Origin of the sequence: Algibacillus agarilyticus, from assembly GCF_003286125.1 — a bacterium.
Lineage (GTDB): Bacteria > Pseudomonadota > Gammaproteobacteria > Enterobacterales > Alteromonadaceae > Algibacillus > Algibacillus agarilyticus.
Map to the genome: position 1 here is coordinate 1 of NZ_QMED01000035.1, position 20,814 is coordinate 20,814.

Below are 20,814 nucleotides of genomic sequence, written 5' to 3' on the forward strand. Positions count from 1 at the left end.
GGGACATATATGGTCACTCCGATTAAATCAAGCTATATTGCCTGTTTTTTTGCCCGAAAATAGGGGTAAATCATTGAATAAATTACATATTTCTTTCTTACTAAACTGGTTTTATGCTTGGTAAAGTAACGGTTTCTTGACATATATCCGGCGTCTTGATGGCTTTAAATGCAGCCGCGCCCTAATGAGTTCCTGAATAAGGATGTCTTATTTGCCTTTGCAGGCATAATGCTTCTTCGACTCGTTATTATGCGTCTAGAGCAGCTGTCCCGGCGAGGTTCCAAATAAGACAAAACCGTTTAAATCATCAATACATATAGTACCGTTTAGCCCTTAAATGAGTGAGTGGTTTTATTTCTTAAATTCTACGTTTTTTTTGATTAAGCACAGGCCTTGTTTATGTCGAAATCTTGCTTATATGCCATGACTGACCAAGTGATACGCGCAAGTTTATTCGCTAATGCCACAACCGCTTTACAACCGTGCATACGGCTTTTTAGTTGCCTTGCCCAGCGATGTAATGAGGTATCTTTTTTAGTACACCAATTCATCACCGCTCTTGCGCCCATGATAAACAACCGCCTTAATGTGCTATTCCCGCGTTTGGTTATTTTACCCATTCTATTTTTATCACCACTGGCATGCTGAGAAGGGGTTATTCCTGTCCAAGCAGCAAACTGCCTACCGTTTTTAAAGGTGTTGGCATCAGTAACACTGCCCATGATCGCTGAAGCGAGTACAGGGCCAACACCAGGGATTGTCATTAAACGTTTATATTCTTTTTTATCTTTAACCAAGCTATCAAGCTCTTGTTGAATTGCGTCAAGTTGTTCATCTTGATTTTGTAAATTTTGATAAAGCCGACGAATGATTTTGCGGGCTGTCGCCGTCAATTCCATTTCATTACACTCTAAAATAATAGGGATTTCATTCATTAATGCGACACGGGTTCGCGGTACGACAACACCATACTCCGCTAATAACCCCCGTAATTGATTAGCATCACCGGTGCGTATTTTTATCATGCGCTCTCTGACGCGCTGCAATGATTGAATATCTTGTGCTTCAAGTGATTTAACTTCTATTTTTCGAATGGTTGGGCGGAAGAATGCTTCCGCGATAGCCAGTGCATCGTTGCGATCGTTTTTATTGCCTATCACAAAAGGTTTAACCGCAAATGCCGGGAGTAAAGAAACTTTATGGCCTAGCATTTTAATTCTGCGCCCCCAAGGGTTAGAGCTATAACACGCCTCCATTGCAACTTGAGTGGGTTCGTGTTGGCGAAGTTCGTGTAACAAAGCAGAGCGTTTCACTTTTTTGTTAAACAAAACGTTTCTGTTTTCATCTAAGCCACAGATTTGGAAAATATTCTTTGCTAAGTCAATACTAATTACGCTACATTTCATGATGGTCACTCCACAGTTTGATTAATGGTTTTGTCGCTTACAATCATGGCACATTATGATGCCGAATGTGGAGTGACCATCTCAGCAGTCATTGAATTACAGTGACTGCCGAGACGATTTTCACTCGTACCCTAACACACGCTATCAATATTCACTATGAGTGCTGACAATGTGCATTAAGGCAGCAGAGTTTAAATGGTTTTAGTTTTCATTTACTAATGCTTTTTGTTCTTGTGATTTAGCTAGATCGTAAATAACTGAGCCTGCAAGCAAATAAGCGCCAACACCGTAAAGCTGAGAGTCGCCATACTCAACGACGCCTGGCGCGGCATTTACGCCTTGCACCCAACCTAGTTTTCCGTCAGGGTGAACAGCATTCACCATCACTTGCCAGCCACTAGCAACCGTTGGCCAATATTCTGTTTTATCTAAAATACCGTTTTTAATGCCCCAAGCTAAACCATAGGTAAAGAACCCTGTACCGCTAGTTTCAGGGTAGGGGCTTTGCTCTCTTGCTAACAATGACATTGCCCAAGAACCATCACGTTTTTGCAATGTTTTCAATTTTGCGGCTAGCTTTTTAAAGGTGTTTTCATAAAAGGCGCGATCAGGATGATCGGTTGGCACATATTCTAACGTGCGGACTAGCCCGCCAATAACCCAACCGATGCCACGTGACCAAAAAACTTGTTCACCGTATTGGCCTGTTTTTGTTTTGGCGCGAAAACGGCTGTCACGGTAAACAAGATCCAGTTCAGTGTCATAAAGGTAGTCAATAGTGGCTTTGAATTCTTTGGCCGCATAGTTTGCATAACGTTGATCACCAGTAGCCTCGGTTAATGAGTACCAAGTGGGTGGCGACATAAATAACGCATCAGCCCAACACCAGCGTTTAAAACAGGGGTAGCCTTTTCCTTTTTCTTTAAAATATTCCAAACTGACTGTTGGATTTGCTTCAATGATGGTATCAAACGTCTTTTTAATATGTGCTATTTTATGCTTGCCGCCATAGCGCTTGTAATGCCATAAATATACATCGCCAAATAAGTGATCGTCGGCGTGAAATGCTCTATGGCCCAACTCCCACTTTGAATCGTTTCCTCGTAAATTAATCCACTTTTCATAAATAGGGTTATTTGAACGCTCTGCTAACTCAGCTAAACCAACAAAAAACGTGCCTTGTATCCATTCTTTCGGGCTTTCAGAGCGTTTACGTTTAAAGCCTAAATAATCTAATTTTTCTAAACGGGGTAACTGCCAATTAGCGACTTTTTCCATACCTTTCATGGTTTCCGTACTCGATGGATAGTTACCCGTATCAGCCGTTGGCTGTGGTATCGATTTTACGGTACTACAGCCGCCAACGAGTAATGCCAAGGCTGCCATGGCCGTAATAAATTTAGTTCTCATGTATACCCCTAAAGTATCTTTTAAAAGCGGCTACCAATATTTAACGCCGAAACCTTTGCTGGTAGGCAAAGAGCAAAAATAATCAATTCTATTTGTTACTTAAGATTAGTCATTTGAATAACAGTATTACTACCCCCCCTCCTTGATCAAAAATGATGGGTTTGATTAATTTTGCTAACCTTGATGCTGGCGATAATGGTTTTAGAATCGCCGCTACTCGCTAGTGTTAGTACCAATATTAAAGTCGGTGAATAGGGCACAGTAACGCTTAAACTGCCAAAAAATTGCTAATTATGAAGTATTCTCAGTGCAAGTATTCGATAGGCTAAACCCTTTAATCATTGATAAACGTTTGCTGGTCACCGTGCCAAAACATGGCTTTAGAACGGCACCAAATCGTACTTATCAACAAGATAAAAACGATGCGTTTACCTTCTATAGCCAAAAGACCATCCTGATGTTTAATAAAAACAGTCTGGTTTTTCTTTTTCGACGTGATTTCAACCGTTGGTTCTAAATGGAAGCCGGCTAAAGTGTTTGGGCCTGACGCACAACCTAAAAGGGTTGTGGAGCAAAGTAGCGGTAAAATTTCGATGCTTATCAACTGGAATAAGTCTGATAGCCAAGCCGAGCGTATTGATATAGAGATCGAATAACATTAAGCTCTATCAATCTAGCCAGTGAGCGTGTCATTTCTCGTTTGCTGGCGATTATTTTTACAGGAGTTGTTATGCACCCAGGTTTAAAAAGCATGTTAGGGTCAAGCTTGAAAAACAAGTTATTACTGCCTTTATCTTTATTGGTTTTTAGTCTGCCGGCATCAGCTAATAACGTTTATAAAGTTGATGAGTCATTTGAAGATGGCGGCTGGAACGCCGAACAACCAATGGGATTTACCCCCGGTTTAAAAAAAGATATTGCTAAGCGTTTTATGTTTAATCAAATGCAAGCTGATCACGCGTTTGTACTTGAAGATAAGGTGGTTCGCAACGGTAAATATGCTGCCAAGCTTGTGTGGAAACACCAGAACCCCGCGGCGTATAACGGTAAAAAAGATAAAGTAGACAATGTTGATCGCAAAGCAATGTTTCACGGCTATAAAACTGAGCAAGTGATGGGTGCTGAAGCTTGGTTTGGTTTTAGTTATTATTTCCCGAGTGAAGGCACAAAAACAGAGCCTAACCATTGGTTATTTTTTCAAATCCACGGCAGTGCTGATAAGCGTCTTAAAGAACACTCTAGAAATCCGCCGTTTAGCATCACCATGAACGAGAATGGCTTACATGGCAGTTGGAAATGGGATCCGGATGAAAAAAGCAAAACCAGAACCGGCAAAGGTACCCAGCTCTATACTATTCCTGGCGCTAAAAGTGGTTACTTAGATCGTTGGGTTGATTTTGTTTTACACGTTAAAGTGGATTATTCAGCGGCAAAAACCGGCTTAATTGAACTTTGGGTTGATGGCAAAAAAGTATTAAACCAGCATAATATCCAGTTTGGTTATAACGATGATAAAGGTATTTATCCTTCGTGGGGCATGTATTTTAATGGTGACTTAAGTGTGATGAAAAATGACCATTACTTGTATCTTGATGAAGTGAAAATGGCAGATTTTCCTGGTGCTACGTATGATGATGTTGCGCCTAAAGGAAATAAAACCAAATAATTATTGTTAATAAATCTTGCTTTGATAACCGATTCGTCAACGTTTACCGGTTTTTAAAGCAAGTATTTTCAGCCTAATCTTTGCGTTTCAAATCTATCTTATCAACACGCCCTAGCACCTTAATTTTGCCTTTTATATTCACGACTCAACGATTAAAACGCCTCTAGGCGCTGCGCCTTGCACCTCTCCAGCTTAGTCCTTGGCGTGTCATCAAATCTCACTAAATATTAGTAAAATACTCGTGGTTCAAAACCTGGTTTTTGGCCGCTAAGCAAGTTATGTATACCTGCTGAGTGTCATTGTTGTATCTGTACTGTAAGTAACTTGTTAATCATTCGGGTGAATATTGTTACTAAAATATCCTATTGGGGGTAGTAATTTTACACCCGAAAAGACTCTTGTTTAAGAGCGCGCGAGCGAACTCACTTTTAAATCCAAAATATCTAATAAAAAATATATAAACGAGGTAAGTATGGGAATTTTAAAACAACTACGAGGAGCCGGCTGTCGTCCGATTAAAACCGCTACGATGCTCTCTATCCTTTCTACATTGGTTCTAACCAGTAATGTAACCAATGCCACGGTAAAGATAACCACAGATATGACTAACTCAGATAATAAAAAGGGGAAAATTCATAACTATTGGAATGTGCGTAATGAAATTCCGCCTTACCCGAATTTGACCAATGTCGAGGTAGATAGACAAGATTCAATGAACCTCATTCGCTTGCTAGGCGGAGAAGCAAAGTCAGGGCAGAAAGTGACCGATAATGATGCCATTATTTACAAAAATGGCGAGTACGTTTTCCGATATTGGAAAGTGAGATCTCGTATTGATGCCGTAAAAAGTCACGGCTATAAAATTCATCAAATCGTATTAGATAACCCGCCATGGGCAATGCAGCGAGGTTTAAACTTTGTTGAAAACCCAACTAGAGAAGGTGAGTATGACATTGATGACAAAATTTCGACCTACGGAAATTCATTTCCGCCAGGCGAACCAGCAGTGTGGGCCGATTTTATTGAAAAGCTCATTGGTAATTTAATTCAAAAATACGGAGTTGAAGAAGTTAGCAGCTGGCGTTTTCGTGTACACACAGAAGCTGATTTTATACCACATCATTGGTCTGGCACTAAAAAAGATTATTTTGACCACTATAAAAATACGGTAAGAGCCGTTCGCAGAGCATTGCCATCAGCAAAAGTTGGCTCGCATTTCTTACCGCCGCCAAGTGGCTCAAACCGCTACGGTGTAGAGTTTGTTGGTTGGACGAGTGAACAAAACTTGCCACTTAATGATGTTGGTTTATCTTATTATCCTTTTTACAATAACAGTGCTCATGTCGACATGGACAGAGTATGGGAAAAGTTTGTAAAACCATTTAAAACATCATCAGGGTGGAAGGCGGGTACAAGCTTTAGTATTCCTGAATTTACCTTATTTACAGAAAGAGATGATGATGGCTATAACGTCCCTGTAGGAAGTGCGCATCGAGATGCATTTTACGCGATGATGTCGAAAATGGTTTTCGAAAAAGGCATTAATAAAGTACACACCTGGGGTGATAAAACGAATAATCCATTTTTCTTAGCGATTAAAACAATGGCAGGTAAAGATCGTTATAAAAATTGGCGCTCTGGAACACCACTTCAAAGTGGCAATATGGTCGACGGTTACTTTGCTGCCAGTACAGATAAAAAGAAGATTGATGCCATCGTGTTTAATTACAACGCTGATCCTCTGTATAAGGCGGATGACAAAATAGAGATTGCTGTAACGGTACCCTACCCACCAGGTACTCGTTTTAACTTTCGCTCTGCAATTAAGCGACGCGCCAATAATGCCCAACACCAATTTGCTCAGCAATATGTAAATGCTGACAAGTATGTAAGTGACGGTGGCTGGGTACTTGATAAAGTTAGACCTGATGCAACGACTAAAACAGACAAAAACGGGGATTATGGCACCATTTTAACGACATGGGGCAAAAATAAATGGAAAGAAGAAAAAGAAAACTTAAGTGGGTATCAGTCCTTAAACTTCTCCAGTAATACGACGGTACATAGTGTTGCGATTGGATCGAATCAAACTAAGTCTCAAATCAAAGTGCAGGTAAGCATGCCTTCATTTTCATTTCGTAAGGTAGAGTTTAGAAAGCAATAACGCCTTTTATACACTCTCAATAAATTTGAAAGCCTTGATATGAATATCAAGGCTTTTATCTTTATCAACGGTTAAATCCATATGTTTAGCTATACGCAAGTGACTTGGGTGTGTATGAAACATGAATTTTTTTTATTGCGGGTAGCAGTCACATTATTGATATGACTATTCTTTCTATAATTACGCGAATTTGTCACTACTTGGTACTGTTATGAATATTAATTTGATAAAAAAAATGGCATGGGCATTTAGCCTTACTTGTTTGTCCGCTTTAGCGGTAGCCCAGCAACCCAATGTGCTCTTTATTGCGGTTGATGATCTTAACGATATGCCGCGCTTTATGGGCAGTTACCCTGATGCTATAACCCCTAATCTAGACCGCTTAGCCGCCAAGGGAATTTCATTTGAGCGAGCTCACGCGCAAGTACCACTTTGTGGCCCGTCACGCGCTAGCGTCATGACCAGCACGATTGCGACCACACATGGATTTCATGGCCATATGTCTGACCAAAAAGTACAGCAGCGTGGCAAAGAAATGGGCACCAGTACCATCCCTGAGTATTTTAAAGATAACGGTTACCATGTTATGGCGGTGGGTAAAATATTCCATAAACATGTGCCTAACGGTGCCGTTAGTGAGTCAGGCGGTCGCGGTGGTTGGAATACCCACCCTAAAGGTAAACAAAACTATACGGGTGGCAGAACCTTTACCGATTGGGCGCAGTGGCCGGGCGCAGAAAATGAAATGACTGATTATCAATCAGCTGATTGGGCTGCTTCAAGGCTTAAGAAAACATATGATCAGCCCTTTATGATGATGGTGGGTTTTTTAAGACCGCATGTGCCATGGATAGTGCCAAAGCGTTGGTTTGATTTATACCCAAACCCTGAGCAATTAACGTTACCGCCTTATAAAGCAGACGATTTAGACGATGTGCCTGCTATGTCGGCTTTTTTAAATTTAGATGATGAAATGCCACGCACGAGTAAATTAATAGAGAAAAAACAGTGGCAAGATGTTATTCACGCTTATTTAGCGTCCACTTCATTTGTAGATCATTACGTAGGTAAAGTGATTGACGCTGTTGAAGCCGGCCCTAATGCTGACAATACGATTATTGTTCTGTGGTCTGATCATGGTTATCACTTAGGTGAAAAAAATACCTTTCAAAAGCAAAGCTTATGGGAACGTAGCTCACATGTACCCTTATTGTTTGCCGGCCCTAATATTAAGCCCCAACAAGTCAGTGGCCGCGTCGTTAGCTTAATCGATATATTACCTACGTTGGCGGAGTTATGTGGCTTACCAACGAATCAGAACTGGCAAGGACGCAGTATTAAACCGTTAATCGAAAATCCCACTAAAACATGGGACTATCCAGCGATCACTACTTGGGAAGGTAAAAACACAGCAGTACAGACCGAGCAATATAGATACATACATTACATCGATGGTTCGGAAGAGCTATACGATCATGAAAATGATTACAACGAATGGCATAACCTTGCCAAAGATCCTAAATATCGTGCCATCAAGAAAAAGCTAAAAGCACATGTACCAACAAGCTATGTTGAAAAATCGGTTGGTAAAAAGCAAAGAGGTATGGCTGGGGTGATCAGGAAGAAAAAGACGACTAACAAGAAAACCAACTCATAAAAATAATAATGACGAACACTAGGGAAAACAATGAAATTTACTATTAAGCACGCGGCTTTATTGACATTAGCTTGTTCGGTATTGCCTAGCTGCTCTATCAACAATACCTTATCAGAAGATACAATCGCGCCGCGATACACACCTTATGTTGAAGAAAGTCTTAATAACTTGATGGAATTTGGCACCGATAGATACGGCTCTGTGCATTCACCGATGTTGGTGACGATTTTAGATAATGACAGTAAAACATCGCCCAAACAACCCAAAAAATTAGATGGATATTATCGTGCTACTCGACTATTTAGACGCTCGCCAGCAGGGTCTAATTTTTTGACCGATCAGCCTACCATTAAAGCATTTCATGCGCTAAGTACTATTTCGGGTGATGAAAAATATACAAGCTTTGCCAATAGCTATGCTGATTATTTCATGGAAAATTTAACCGATGAACAAGGATTTTTTTGGTGGGGCTGGCATCGATATTACGATGTTTACGATGAGAAGAGAAAAGGCATTCATTTCTATAAAGCAAAGTGGGGAACCAAAACCTTTCCGCATGAAATACATTCTCAAATAGAAATTCACTGGGACAAATTATGGCAGATTAACCCAAAAGCGGTGACTGCTGAAATGGATGCCATTTGGCAGTGGCACGTTTTTGATAAAAACAGTGGTGAAATTAATCGTCATGGCGATGGGCTGAAAGGTTGTGACTTTACTATATCGGGTGGTTCTTATATTAATGCGTTTGCTTTTATGTATGCAAAAACCAAAGATGATAAATGGTTAAACCGCGCTAAATTAATTGCTGATTATTATTGGCAACAGCGAAACCCTAAAACCAATCTGTTACCTGAGCGACCAAATGCCCGAAAGCGTTTTGACGGCAGTACGTTTACCACTACAGTCACTGGTGTTCATAGTTTTGGTTTATTAAAGGCTTATGAACTGACCGGGGATGAAAGCTTTAAACAATATGCTCACTCTTATTTAACCGCTTATGCAAAATATGGCTATGATCAACACTCTGGGAAATTTTGGGGTGCGTTGAAACTTGATGGCACGCCAATTTCTGGGCCACGAGTATATACCGATAATGTTGATTCGCCAGCAGGTTACCTAGCGTCACAGCCGAGAGGTCATCTAGATTTGTGGGAACCTTATATTCTGGGTTATCAATACGGCATATATACAGCTCAAATGTACGCATATGCTTATCAATTGACCAAAGATCCGCAAATGTTAAAAAATGCGAAACGCTTTGCTAAATGGATCGAGCAAACACCGCCAGGAACACCTGAAAGTAAAGAAGCTTGGTACCGAGATTACTCAAACAAAGAAGGTAAACAAGGCACTTATGCGGGAAAATACGGACGTAGCATCTCGTTTTTATTGCACCTTTTTACTTTAACGGGTGAAAAACCATTTTTAGACCAAGCGGTTAAGCTTGCAGATGAATCTGTCGATAAACTTTTCTATAAAGGCTTATTTAAAGGCCATCCAGCAAAACCTTATTACGAAGCAACTGATGGTGTTGGTTATCTGCTTTATGCACTATTACAATTAGATCAAGTATTACAGGCGCCTAATAAAATAGTAGCAGAGCAAACCATTAAAATCGGCAAAAACAATGTGGTGATGCCGTTAGATAATTGGTAATCAACTTTATTTTATGAGCGTAAATACCTTCATTGAATCTACTTAATCTGAGTTCAGGTTACTTATATAGTCTTCTCGCTCAGGTTTTATGGTTCATTGTCAGCGCTTACTCTCGACTTTGGCTCCTGCGTCGTTCTAACACCTAAATCCATTTAGGCGGCCCCAATCACATAATAGAGCATATGCTCATGGGGTCTCGAAGCTTGACGGCTTTGCTTACATGGATGTAAGTACTTCGGTTTCGTCTGGAACTAGAAACCTGCCCCTAAAACACGATCGCTTTGACTATAGTGCGAGGAGTAGGACGTTGTTCTATACAATGAAGGTTATTAACGTGGCTAAACTAAATAAAAACAGAGTTAATACCTGGGTAAAAGTTATAAAGTGAACGATAAACGGTAAACAAATAAGGGGATGCTCATGCGGTTATTGTTGTTATTTGTATTGATATTAGCTGTTAGCAGCTATTTAATTATTCAATCTATTTTTCCAGCTAATGAGCCGCAGCTAAACGGTATTATTGAGCAGCCCTCAGATGAGCACTATATACACTCTAGATTTGACTCCAGCCAAGCACTGGTTAAGCGGTCTGATAGCGCGACACACAGTACTTTACGTAGCGAAGACACTGCGAGTAATGTAAACCATGGCAAGATATTAACGATGGAAGCGTTAATGAATTACCTAAAATATGCCCGTTTAAGCACGTTTGAAATGAGCAGGGTTATCGATTTGATCAATGCTTCGGAGCAAGCATACAACTATGTACTCGATAGTTACTTTGATACCCCAAACCCTGAACAGCGATCAATCTTGTTATCTATTCTTTATATTTGTGAGCGACCCGAGAAGACGGCCTTAGCACTTGATTTTATTGACTCAATTAACAAAGAAGAACGAAAACTAGCATACGCTTGGTTGTCTCAAGCAGAACAAATGGACTCTGAACAAACTACAGCTTTGTTTATTGATGCCCTTCTACAAGAGCAAAACAATGGACTGTTGTTACAGTTACTGCTAGCGACGCCTTTTCCTGAAGGGGAAGATAATACCCATTTAAAAGATAGCTCTGTGGCGCATATTCAGTCACTTATTTTCCATGAAAGTGAATTAGTATCATCGGTTGCGATCTCAACCCTTGCTCAGTTAGCGCCTAATGAACATACATTAACGATACTCAGTCCATTTTTAGCTGCGGAGTCTGAAATTAAAGTGCTAGCGGCAATAAAAGGGTTACATAATTATAAAAATTTGGAAGAGGATTTGATGGATACCCTGCGCACCTTGAAGCGTGATCCAAATATATCGCCTAAAGTCGTTGCAGCGGTTGCCAATTTGTTAACGTCGTTAGGGGAGTACCCTATTGGTATCACTGATCCTTTTGAAGAAAGTTAATCTTTATCGTGCTGTAACTTATTTCAAACACAGTAGCGCTATGCGGATAATACAGAAATTACGATTGTTGCTTAGATATCGCATATTGGTCAGCAAAAGGTATTGAATAAGGGAGTAGGGGGGAAATCGCAATGGTGCAAAGTGGCAGTAAATTGAAAATGCCTAGCTAAAAGCTAGGCATTTTACAGGTTGCTGTACTGCTTCAATAAGTCGAAATACAGCTAAGTAAATTATTGCGTCGTTAAAGTTTAGGCTCTGCCTTTTGTGCTGCACTTAGTTTACTTGCTTCGCTTTTTACACGCTTAATAATACCGTTATTACCTAATAAGATTAAGTTAACATAATCTTTGCTGGTACGATCCACTAATACATAACGAGCATCAGGGTGTGAATCAACAATTTCATCTGAAATATCCATCGACCCAGAGCCGCCATTGTATACTGTTTCGCCAGCAGTAAAGGTTTTGCCACCGTTGGAGGTTTTCCAACGAACTACTTTACCTACACCGTTTACTTTACCTGCAATTAACATTGTTGCATTGCGCGGCCAGTCAACATCCATGATGCCACGACCACCAGGTAGGCTTGCATCTGAATTGTTAGTCCATTTTTGTGCATTTCCATCCCAGCGGTAGTAGCGAAGTGTTTTAGGGCCACCAGATTTACTGCCATCGTCAGCACCTTCATTTAAGGTGATGTGAGGCCAGCCTTTTCTATCTAATACAACTTTGGGTCCATTTGACCACTTATTACTCGCTGTTTTAACCACTAACGCTTTACGGTCTGCGTAGTCTTTTTTGATCGGCATGGTTAGCTTTTCATTTTTAACGTTTTTAAATACACGGCCCCATGTTTTCATGTACATGTAATAACCATCACGGCGCTCTACGTCATGTGGACGATTTTCAGCATGATAATTAAAGGCAAAATCAATGCGATCGTTGGCTGTTTTATGTACGGTCATATACCAGTTATGGGTATGTGTATTATCTGTTTGCTTATCTGACGGGATCTTTTCCGATTTTAATACCGATACAGGGGGCTCAAAAGTAATACCATTATCGGTTGAGCGAGAATATACCCAATCACTGCTATGTGCGCCATGACGATAGAAAAGGAATATATCACCGTTGCCCATAGCTAGTGCCTGAGTGTAAGTACCAAATGGAGGAATGTTATCTAACGTTCTCCAGCTGGAAATATCGTAAGGGTTTTTACTAACGCGGTGACGCATCTCACCGCTATGGGTATTTCCTAATGGGTTAGCCCCGTGTAACGCTGTGTCTCCACCGTGGCCACCGTAAAAAACATGAATATAGCCAGCTTTATCAACCACTAACGATGGACGGCCATGGTTATCAATTTTAGTAACGTCGCCATCACCAAGTATGCTATGGCCGGCACGATAAGGCCCTGCCCATTTTTTGGTTTTATGATTATATGAAGCGACCCACGGGTTTTCTTTAGGGCCTTGATAGGTGATATAAGTCACGTTGCCATGGTGCACTCCAGGGGAGTATGCGACTGAATTACCAAATCCATTGTCAGTAAAGTAATCTGCCATGGTCGCTGCTTGGCTTGTAAAGGCGAGTAATAAAGTACTCACCGAGAGTATTAACAGTTTAACCTGCTTAATTATACTTTTTTTCATAGATTAATAACCTTGTAGTTTTGTTGTTTGTATAGGGTTAATCATCCATGATTCTTATTTCTTAATTCCGTATCCTTTTTAGCTTCCATCCGGCATCTTAGTTAATAGTTAAATACCGGAAGGCCTTTAATAACCTGACCTCTGGTTAACAATTTGCTTTCTAGTGGCTATTTTTATTAATCCAGATCTATAGTGGTCAAGTATTTCTGCATAATTTATTATTGTTCGTGAGCTCATCTTTTTTTATGAGGTTTTTGACTCAACCGATGCAAAGTGATAACCGATCGGCTGAGCACTATCACGTTGGTTTATTTAACTATTTTTCTTTCTTTCAGAGGGTACCAATCATCAAGTTTTGCCAGTAACGCTTTTACTTTTTCTGGGTGTTGGCTGGCTAAGTTGGTGGTTTCATATTCGTCATTTTTGAGGTGATACAGCTTAGGCGCCGTTAATTGATCATCATGAAACGGCTTGTATGAGGCATTTTTACCGTCGTAGCTGACAATTAATTTCCACTCATCGCTAATCACCCAGCGGTAAAGCAGCGTTGATTCAGGTTTGTTTAAGTCATCCATATCGTGAGCAAAACCTTCACCAAAAATGGCATCACGCTCAATCGGTGTTTCGTCTTTTAAGTGAGCGAATAAGTTTTTACCTGGCATTTCTGCGGGTACATCAATGCCGGCAGCCCCTAACACGGTAGGTACAATATCGATACTGTTTACGTACTCTGAACGCATTTGTGCTTTGAATTGGCTTGGCAGTGAGAACATGATGGGGGTACGGACACCGCTTTCATTAGGGCTTTGCTTAGACTTAGGTAAAAAACGGTTGGTTTTTTTCGGGTTGGTGATCCAGCCGTTGTCTGAAACATAAACCACTAAGGTATTGTCTTTAAGTCCTTTTTTCTCTAAATGATCCATCAATTGGCCGTTGGTTTCATCAAACCACTCGATCATCGCGTAGTATTTTGCAATCGGCAGCGCTAAGCCTAATTTGGTATATTTCTTTAATAAACGCTCTGGTGGTCTATGCGGTGTGTGCGGCATTAATGGTGCGTACCAAACCATAAACGGTTTGTTTTGCGCGCTAGTGCGATCAATAAAGTCTGTAATCGGTTTTACACCTTTTCGTCCGATAGATAAGCCGGCATCACCGTGGCGACCGCCTTTATGTGGAAAACCACGCGTCATGCCTTCATCAAAACCACCATGTTGATAACTGCCTTCCCACCACTTACCCGTTTGAAAAGAGACATAGCCTTTTTCTTTTAATAAATTAGGCAGGGTTTTAACGGCAGACAACTTATCAATAATTTGTCCCAGTTGTTTTTGGTACTCTGGCCCATTTCTACCACCAACGACTTTACCTGATGGGTTATTGCCAGTAATGCCATGCTGCGAAGCATATAAACCGGTAGCAATAGTGGCTAACGATGGGCGACATAATGAGGTAGGTACATAACCATGCTTAAAGGTGACACCTTCGTTAGCTAACTTGTCTAGTGATGGCGTTTTTACGATATCATGCCCCATAAAACTGTAATCATTCCACGCGTGATCATCAGATAAAATTAACAGAATATTTGGCGGTGGGGAGTTGTCAGCTTTTACAGAAAAATTGACATCTGTCGCTGTATTACTAACGCTACTGCAGCCAGCGGTTAGCATAATGATGGCGCTACATAATAGTGTTGAACGTTTAAATTTCTGCAAGCGATAAAAGCTGCGAGCGAGTGTGAATGTCTTCATAAATTACCTTGTTATGATAAGTTGTGTGGCTAGTTGACTCAGGTTAATTTGAGCAAACTAGCTGTTGGGCTTAAGCAGCAGCTGTTATAAAGTGTTAGCAGTGCTGCTCTTAGAAAGTTAATGGTGCACAATGGTGGCAGAGGTTGCTCTTAAAACCACTGGCCCCACTAAGCCAGCATCAATAAGTGGATCATCTTTTGTCACTAATTTATTGGTGACAAAACTAAAGCGTTTACTGGCGGGTTTGGGTTGGTTATTGGTATACCATTTAGGCATGACCGCGACTTTTTTATCTTCTTTGGTGAAAAAGCCTGCAGCATAGCCAGATGCCTCTTTTTTATTTTCTTTGATGAAAAAGCCTGAGGTATCTGGGTAGGCTTCATCAGTGATCAGGCGGTTTAGCCAAGTGTTAGCCACTTCAACCGTTAAATAGTTGGTGCCTGCTTGGACAATGCCGGTAACATCAAGGTGGTGTGGTGCCATCCAACTTACGCCTAAGTCTTTACCATTAAGAGTGACTTTGGCTGAGTCATACACTTGGCCTAAATCTAAACGCAGACCTTTCGCAGCTACCAGTTCAGCATTAAGTTCAAATGATTGCTGATATACAGCAGTACCAGAATAAGCACGTACTTCGTCGTTGTCAGAATCTTTCCAGCTGGTTAATTCATTAAAGGTTAAGGTCTTGTCAAAGCCGTATTTTTTGTTAAAGCTGACTTGCCAATTGCCCGTTAATATTTGTGGTGGTGCAGCACGGTTTAGTGATATTTCTTTTGTTTGGCCGTTTAGGGTGACAGGCACGGGGGCAGAGATATTTTCCGTTGTACGTAATTCAATTTGGTTTTGTTGATTGTAAATAGCGTCTACCCCGTGGTCGCGGGTCAGGCTTGGGTCAACCCGAGGCAAGCTTGCTGTCTCATCTTTATTAAGTGCTGAAAATACAACAAAAGTAGATTCTCCTGCTGCTAAGTTGAAAGCGACCTGGGTGAAATTTTCGTTGGTTTCATAGGCGGCTAATGGCGTAATTTTGCCTGTGTTAGCATTCCACAACGCCGGCGACTTATTGCCGACATTGGCTGTTAAATCAAATAACGCGTTGTTATCTTCGTCGTTGTAAACAAAGTAAATATCTTGCTCACCTAAGGTGCGATGCGCATAGAAAGCGTGGTCTTTATCTTTAATGCGTAAGTCAAAAGGAAGATTGTTGTCTTGGTAAATTTTATCCCAATTTGCAGTGCGGTAGGTGGTTGGCTGTGACCAAATAAAGTTAACCATTTTATCGAACTGCTGCTGTTGTTGGGCGGTAATATTTCGGCCCGCGAGTCGTTTAATTGGCTCACCAATAATGACACCACCTTGCAGGGCAAGTTGATAAATCTTCTTAACAGAGTCAAGGTACAAGGTGTCATGGTTGGTTAAATAGAGTGCTTTGTATTTCACTCCATGGTCGAAATAATAACGGCCGTTTTTAAACGACAACTCTGTTTGTAATTTCTCACGATTTACACAATCGTAATTAATATAATTTGGCAGTTTTTTGGTAATATTTTTGCGATCAGGGCAAGTGGTTGGTGCTGCGTCGCCTACATACCACAGTAAATCAGCAACGGGTAAACCTTGTCGTAATAAATATTGCCCGCGGCGTATATAGCTCATCCAAGCTTTACCTGCGGTATCCCACCACGGTTGGGTGCGGTCAATGTTTGCGCCCCAGTCGGCCATGGTCATACCCGGTAAAACATGGCTATTCGGCTGGTGAGCAAAACGGTGAAAAACGAATTGGTTAATACCAAAGGCCCAATTACGATCGCCATCTAACTTGCCGTAGGCAGGATTAAATACCCAGCTATGTTGCTTTCCGGCGGTAAACGATTCGGCACTGATAATATTTTTATTATAAATATGCGCAGCGGAGGTACTTGAGGCAATCATATACAGTTTGCTTTTTAGCCAAAACTCACCCATGGGAATGTCAGCTTTACTAGCCACATCAAGGTCATTAAATGGACCAAAACCATAAGGTTCAATGTAAGTGGTTAAACCGTCTTTATTGGCCAGTTCGGTAAAATAACCGTAGTAATTGTCGCTGGCTAATTGGTTATTTAAATCGCGGGTATCCCACAGTACATCTTGTGAGGTTGTGGCCGAGTCGATAAATTTACCGGCATATAAAGGCAAATAGTGAATCAAGTCGTACCCGTATTTTTGCTCGAATAGCTCGGCATAACCTTGGGTCCAGTTTTGGCCGCCAACTTCGTAACTGTCTATTTCGATGCTGTGTAAAGCGCCGGAGGCCACTTTTTTGGTTTGATTGATCACATTTCTGACATAATGTTCGTAGTGATGTTTAAACGCAGAGCGACTGTATTTATCTACCTCGAGGCCTTTACCGGCATCGGTGGCGGGTAAATTTTTCACGCCAGTTGAGGTGTAGCCAAAACGTAAAATGGTCCAGTTACCGGCAGGTAGTGAGGTTGTTAATTGACCTTTACTGTTCATATCGGCACTTAAATTACGGATTTGATCTGCTGGCACAATAAACTTGGCGTCAGGGTTACCTATTTTAGGAAACTTAGCAAAGTCAGTGCGTGCGCCTGAGCTTCGACCTAACGGATTACCGATCATGTCAGTGGTAAATAAATCGGCTTCATATAAGCGAATCGATTTATCCATCACAATGCGGAAGTACTTGGCGGTAATGCCTTCTAAATTGTGATCAATTTTATAGCGATTTTTACCTGGGCGACGCACGGTCATTTTTTCATGCTTAGTGAAATTTACCCCGTCATTAGAACTTTGAAATTCATATTTATGTCTTTTGCCTAGAAAAATATTCAGGCTCGCAAACCTAACGGTTACAGGTTGTTGATAGGAGAATTGCAGCCATACGGGTTGTTTGCCTTTCGCATTAAGCCAAGTGTATTCGGTTTCTTGTTGGTCGCTTAATAACGCGATATTAGTTTCAGGATCTGATGCGGTAATAGTGGGCTTGACTGCCGAATCATGCACTTCACTGTCGAGTGACGGGTAGGCTAACACGGCGATATCTTGATAATAGTTTTGCAGTGCCATGGGGCTGCTAAGCTGTACTTTAGTTGTTTTTGACGTTCCAGCTTGATTTTCAGGCACGTTAACAACCGTTTCACTCCACGTCACTTTTTTCATCGACAGCTCAGGTGTAATCCAAGGGCCGCCACTTGACGACCAACCATCACAATTATGGATACCAAAACTTAACCCTAAACGTTTTGATTCAGACGCCATATGGCCAATTAATTCAAGATGTTTAGGCGAGTTAAATACCACTGGGCCCTTTGACATAAAAATACCAATGTTAAAGAGAATGGTACCGCCAATGCCAACTTCTGCCATCGATTCTAAATCAGCGGTTATGCCTTCTTTTGACATGTTTCCATTCATTACGTGATACCACGTCAGTGGTTTGTATTCGTCTGCTGGGGTCATAAACTGCTGTTGCAATAGCGCAGTAGAGTTAGCGTCGAATGTACGGGCAGGCTTATGATTTAGTGCAGTTGATTGATCTGAACAGCCTATGAGTAAGGTCAGGCTCAACAGACAATAAAAAAAAGAGGTAATTGTGTTACGCAATACATGCATAAGTTGTTTCCATTTCTATTATTAATTTCTATACAACAATAGGCATTACCACATAACCAATTACTACCCCCGCATCTGTAAAATTGGAACTTTTTTTTAATTGCTTAAGTAGCTGTATTTTATTGCTTTTATTTTTTCGTGTTTTTATATGGGTACTGCGAATACGTTTTTATTACTTATTCGCAGACCATTTTGTTATTAAGGTTATATTGTTAATTAGAGATCACATCACTTTGTAGGTAGCCAATACGATGGGCAAACACTTCTAACTTCGCCCCTTGCGGTAAGGCGAATGGTTTTTGGTAAATAGTCCAACTTTTTGATGGCTTACCTGATTGCTGAATAATTTTGTAACCAATAGATGCCCCGTCTGTTTTACTCGTTATTGATACCATGCCATGCTTAAGGCTGATTTCAGGGGCTTCAGTAACGGGTTGGCTATCGCCACCATTCCACATGTCTGTGATCATTTGACGTTCTGGATAGTCTGGAGTGTCGCCAATTTCAGCTAACCAGCGGTCCATTTCGGTACTCAGTTCTTTGATTTTTTCAGCGTATTGCGGGTCGCCAGCAATATCATTGATTTCATGAGGGTCGTTCCAAGTATCAAAAAGCTCTTCTCTGGGTTTACTGGTTCTAAACCATAATGCTTGTGCTTTGGTAAGTTGGCCGGCATCACGTAATCTCAATAACTCCTGCATGGTTGGAATTTTTTCTCGGTAGCTCAGTTTTAGGTAATAAGGCTTTTCCGGTAGGTAATTACGAATATATTTATAGCGTTTGTCTTTAACGGCTCGGATCACGTCACCGTCGGCATCAAATCGATCTGCAGCAGCATGAATATATTGGCGTTTTTTATCACCATTATTGATAAAGTTTTGGCCGTGCATATGCTTCGGCACGTCAGCGCCCACCATCGCTAAGGTTGTTGGTGCAAAATCAATAAAGCTAACAAGTTGATCGTCGGTCATGCCCGCATAACGGCCATCAGGATAGCGAATAATAAGCGGTACTTTTAAGCCTGAATCGTAAATTAAACGTTTTTGTCGTGGTAATGGTCCGCCGTGATCGGTGTAAAAGACAATGATGGTGCTATCTAATAAACCATCTTCTTCAAGGTCTGCTAGTACCGCGCCAATTTGGCTATCGGCCTCGGCTAAGTTGTTATACATTTTCCAAAAGTCGCGTTGTACTAACGGAGTATCAGGTAAGTAAGGTGGAATGGTGGTAAATTTTGTATCTTTAGGTAAGTGCACGGGGGCTTCTGCCTCGCTACCTTTTTTTGGGTTACGCATGTTGTTTAAAGCGGTGATCTTTTGGGTTTGTCCGGCAATATAGTGACGCTGTTCAATATGGCGAATGCCGTAAGGTTCAAATAACCCCGATTCATGCGTGGTGGTAAAGTTCATAATTGAAAAGAACGGCTGATTTTTATTGGGACGACTGCGCCAATGACCCAGTACGCCGCCTTGATCCCACGCAGTCTTGGGCGGTTTAAATTGGTAATCGGTTTTACTGTTATTGGTGGTGTAGTAGCCTTGCAAGCGCATATAGTGGCTGAGCATTTTTACTTCTGCTGGTGGCACAGCTTCATATTTAGGTAGGCCGGTAACATGGGTATAGGTCCATGTGCGCATATTATTTGCGCCAATAGCTGACGGATACATGCCCGTTGCTAGCGCGGCACGGCTAGGCGCGCACACACCAGATGGAGAGTATACTTGAGTATATTTAACCCCTTCTTTGGCTAAGCGGGTAATGTTTGGGGTTTTGACCGTATGGTCGCCATACGCTTCTAAAATCGGGCTCATATCTTCCAAAACTAGCCATAAAATATTTGGTTGCTTGAGTTGTGTGCTTTGTTGCTTAGCATTATGAAGCGATGATTGTTCTGAAAAAATTTCGTTAGTGCAGGCGCTAAGTAATAGCGTCAGGCTTAACAGGGTAACCGTGTGAAATAGTGATTGGTGCAGATGTTTATGTGTCGTGCGTCTATATTGATAATTTTGCATGGCTTTACCGCCTTTCTTAGTTTTTATCTTGAAGTTAGCCTATTGACTACATTCGTCTATTGCGTCCGAATATGCTTGTTACTGCGCTAATACCTAGGGCGTGTTTATCTTTGCAGCACAAATTTCGCTCATACTATGGCGCAATGGGTAAAGTGGTCAAGACGATTTTTAGGTTTGAAAAATTTATTTTTTTGGGGTAGTAGCGGGGGCTCCTGCGAGACTATTACTTAGTTTAGCCTTGATAAAACATGAGTGAATAGGGGGGACTTAGATGGGATTTCTGCAGATGATCTTTCCTGAAAATTAACGCGTAATTTTTGTGTTCTCCTATACCGTGCTCTGCCGGTAAAGTGTATTTTTAAGGCAAGTGGTAACGGTTAATCTTAAGTAAATGACACCATACCTACTGATAATTATTACCGATA

General features: G+C 41.1%; 12 protein-coding genes. 6 read left to right on the forward strand and 6 right to left on the reverse strand.

The features are described 5' to 3' along the window. Nucleotides 1-380: 380 nt before the first annotated feature. Nucleotides 381-1,406 (reverse strand): IS110 family RNA-guided transposase, encoded by a 1,026-nt coding sequence (locus DPX34_RS18745; RefSeq protein WP_111979359.1) that lies wholly within the window; start codon nucleotides 1,404-1,406, stop codon nucleotides 381-383. A 201-nt stretch (nucleotides 1,407-1,607) separates the two neighbouring features. Continuing rightward, the gene (locus DPX34_RS18750; protein WP_111979972.1) at nucleotides 1,608-2,816 is read right to left on the reverse strand and encodes a glycoside hydrolase family 88/105 protein; all 1,209 of its coding nucleotides are present in this window, start codon (nucleotides 2,814-2,816) and stop codon (nucleotides 1,608-1,610) included. A gap of 494 nt (nucleotides 2,817-3,310) precedes the next feature. Between DPX34_RS18750 and DPX34_RS21810 the strand changes: the two genes are divergently transcribed. From DPX34_RS21810 to DPX34_RS18775, 6 genes are all read left to right on the forward strand, one after another. Continuing rightward, complete coding sequence (locus DPX34_RS21810) at nucleotides 3,311-3,472, forward strand: hypothetical protein (RefSeq protein ID WP_157964791.1); 162 nt, start codon at nucleotides 3,311-3,313, stop codon at nucleotides 3,470-3,472. Between the two features lie 74 nt (nucleotides 3,473-3,546). Next, nucleotides 3,547-4,482, forward strand: a complete 936-nt coding sequence (locus DPX34_RS18755) for a heparin lyase I family protein (RefSeq protein ID WP_111979973.1) — start codon at nucleotides 3,547-3,549, stop codon at nucleotides 4,480-4,482. Nucleotides 4,483-4,954: 472 nt separating this feature from the next. Next, complete coding sequence (locus tag DPX34_RS18760; RefSeq protein WP_111979974.1) at nucleotides 4,955-6,646, forward strand: GH39 family glycosyl hydrolase; 1,692 nt, start codon at nucleotides 4,955-4,957, stop codon at nucleotides 6,644-6,646. A 211-nt stretch (nucleotides 6,647-6,857) separates the two neighbouring features. Next, nucleotides 6,858-8,303: a sulfatase gene (locus DPX34_RS18765; RefSeq protein ID WP_111979975.1), complete on the forward strand. Its 1,446-nt coding sequence runs from the start codon at nucleotides 6,858-6,860 to the stop codon at nucleotides 8,301-8,303. 30 nt (nucleotides 8,304-8,333) lie between these two features. Further along, nucleotides 8,334-9,962: a glycoside hydrolase family 76 protein gene (locus DPX34_RS18770; protein ID WP_111979976.1), complete on the forward strand. Its 1,629-nt coding sequence runs from the start codon at nucleotides 8,334-8,336 to the stop codon at nucleotides 9,960-9,962. Nucleotides 9,963-10,382: 420 nt separating this feature from the next. Further along, nucleotides 10,383-11,357: a hypothetical protein gene (locus tag DPX34_RS18775; RefSeq protein WP_111979977.1), complete on the forward strand. Its 975-nt coding sequence runs from the start codon at nucleotides 10,383-10,385 to the stop codon at nucleotides 11,355-11,357. A 241-nt stretch (nucleotides 11,358-11,598) separates the two neighbouring features. Here the strand turns inward: DPX34_RS18775 and DPX34_RS18780 are convergent, their stop codons facing one another. From DPX34_RS18780 to DPX34_RS18795, 4 genes are all read right to left on the reverse strand, one after another. Next, nucleotides 11,599-13,008: a BNR-4 repeat-containing protein gene (locus tag DPX34_RS18780; protein WP_111979978.1), complete on the reverse strand. Its 1,410-nt coding sequence runs from the start codon at nucleotides 13,006-13,008 to the stop codon at nucleotides 11,599-11,601. Nucleotides 13,009-13,316: 308 nt separating this feature from the next. Beyond that, on the reverse strand, nucleotides 13,317-14,759 hold the full coding sequence (locus tag DPX34_RS18785) for a sulfatase family protein (protein ID WP_111979979.1): 1,443 nt from the start codon (nucleotides 14,757-14,759) through the stop codon (nucleotides 13,317-13,319). Nucleotides 14,760-14,876: 117 nt separating this feature from the next. Then, a complete protein-coding gene (locus tag DPX34_RS18790; RefSeq protein ID WP_232824801.1) occupies nucleotides 14,877-18,377 on the reverse strand; it encodes a glycosyl hydrolase in 3,501 nt (1,166 codons plus the stop codon). 212 nt (nucleotides 18,378-18,589) lie between these two features. Continuing rightward, nucleotides 18,590-20,389 carry a sulfatase family protein gene (locus DPX34_RS18795; protein WP_111979980.1) on the reverse strand — a complete coding sequence of 600 codons (1,800 nt, stop codon included), beginning with the start codon at nucleotides 20,387-20,389 and terminating at the stop codon, nucleotides 18,590-18,592. Nucleotides 20,390-20,814 lie beyond the last annotated feature (425 nt).

What these genes read in the sequence shown, in the direction of transcription:
- DPX34_RS18765 (WP_111979975.1), top strand. Translation starts at nt 6,858, where the DNA reads ATGAATATTAATTTGATAAAAAAAATGGCATGGGCATTTAGCCTTACT.
- DPX34_RS18785 (WP_111979979.1), bottom strand. Translation starts at nt 14,759, where the DNA reads ATGAAGACATTCACACTCGCTCGCAGCTTTTATCGCTTGCAGAAATTT.
- DPX34_RS18760 (WP_111979974.1), top strand. Translation starts at nt 4,955, where the DNA reads ATGGGAATTTTAAAACAACTACGAGGAGCCGGCTGTCGTCCGATTAAA.
- DPX34_RS18770 (WP_111979976.1), top strand. Translation starts at nt 8,334, where the DNA reads ATGAAATTTACTATTAAGCACGCGGCTTTATTGACATTAGCTTGTTCG.
- DPX34_RS18755 (WP_111979973.1), top strand. Translation starts at nt 3,547, where the DNA reads ATGCACCCAGGTTTAAAAAGCATGTTAGGGTCAAGCTTGAAAAACAAG.
- DPX34_RS18750 (WP_111979972.1), bottom strand. Translation starts at nt 2,816, where the DNA reads ATGAGAACTAAATTTATTACGGCCATGGCAGCCTTGGCATTACTCGTT.
- DPX34_RS18790 (WP_232824801.1), bottom strand. Translation starts at nt 18,377, where the DNA reads ATGCATGTATTGCGTAACACAATTACCTCTTTTTTTTATTGTCTGTTG.
- DPX34_RS18775 (WP_111979977.1), top strand. Translation starts at nt 10,383, where the DNA reads ATGCGGTTATTGTTGTTATTTGTATTGATATTAGCTGTTAGCAGCTAT.
- DPX34_RS18795 (WP_111979980.1), bottom strand. Translation starts at nt 20,389, where the DNA reads ATGCAAAATTATCAATATAGACGCACGACACATAAACATCTGCACCAA.
- DPX34_RS18745 (WP_111979359.1), bottom strand. Translation starts at nt 1,406, where the DNA reads ATGAAATGTAGCGTAATTAGTATTGACTTAGCAAAGAATATTTTCCAA.
- DPX34_RS18780 (WP_111979978.1), bottom strand. Translation starts at nt 13,008, where the DNA reads ATGAAAAAAAGTATAATTAAGCAGGTTAAACTGTTAATACTCTCGGTG.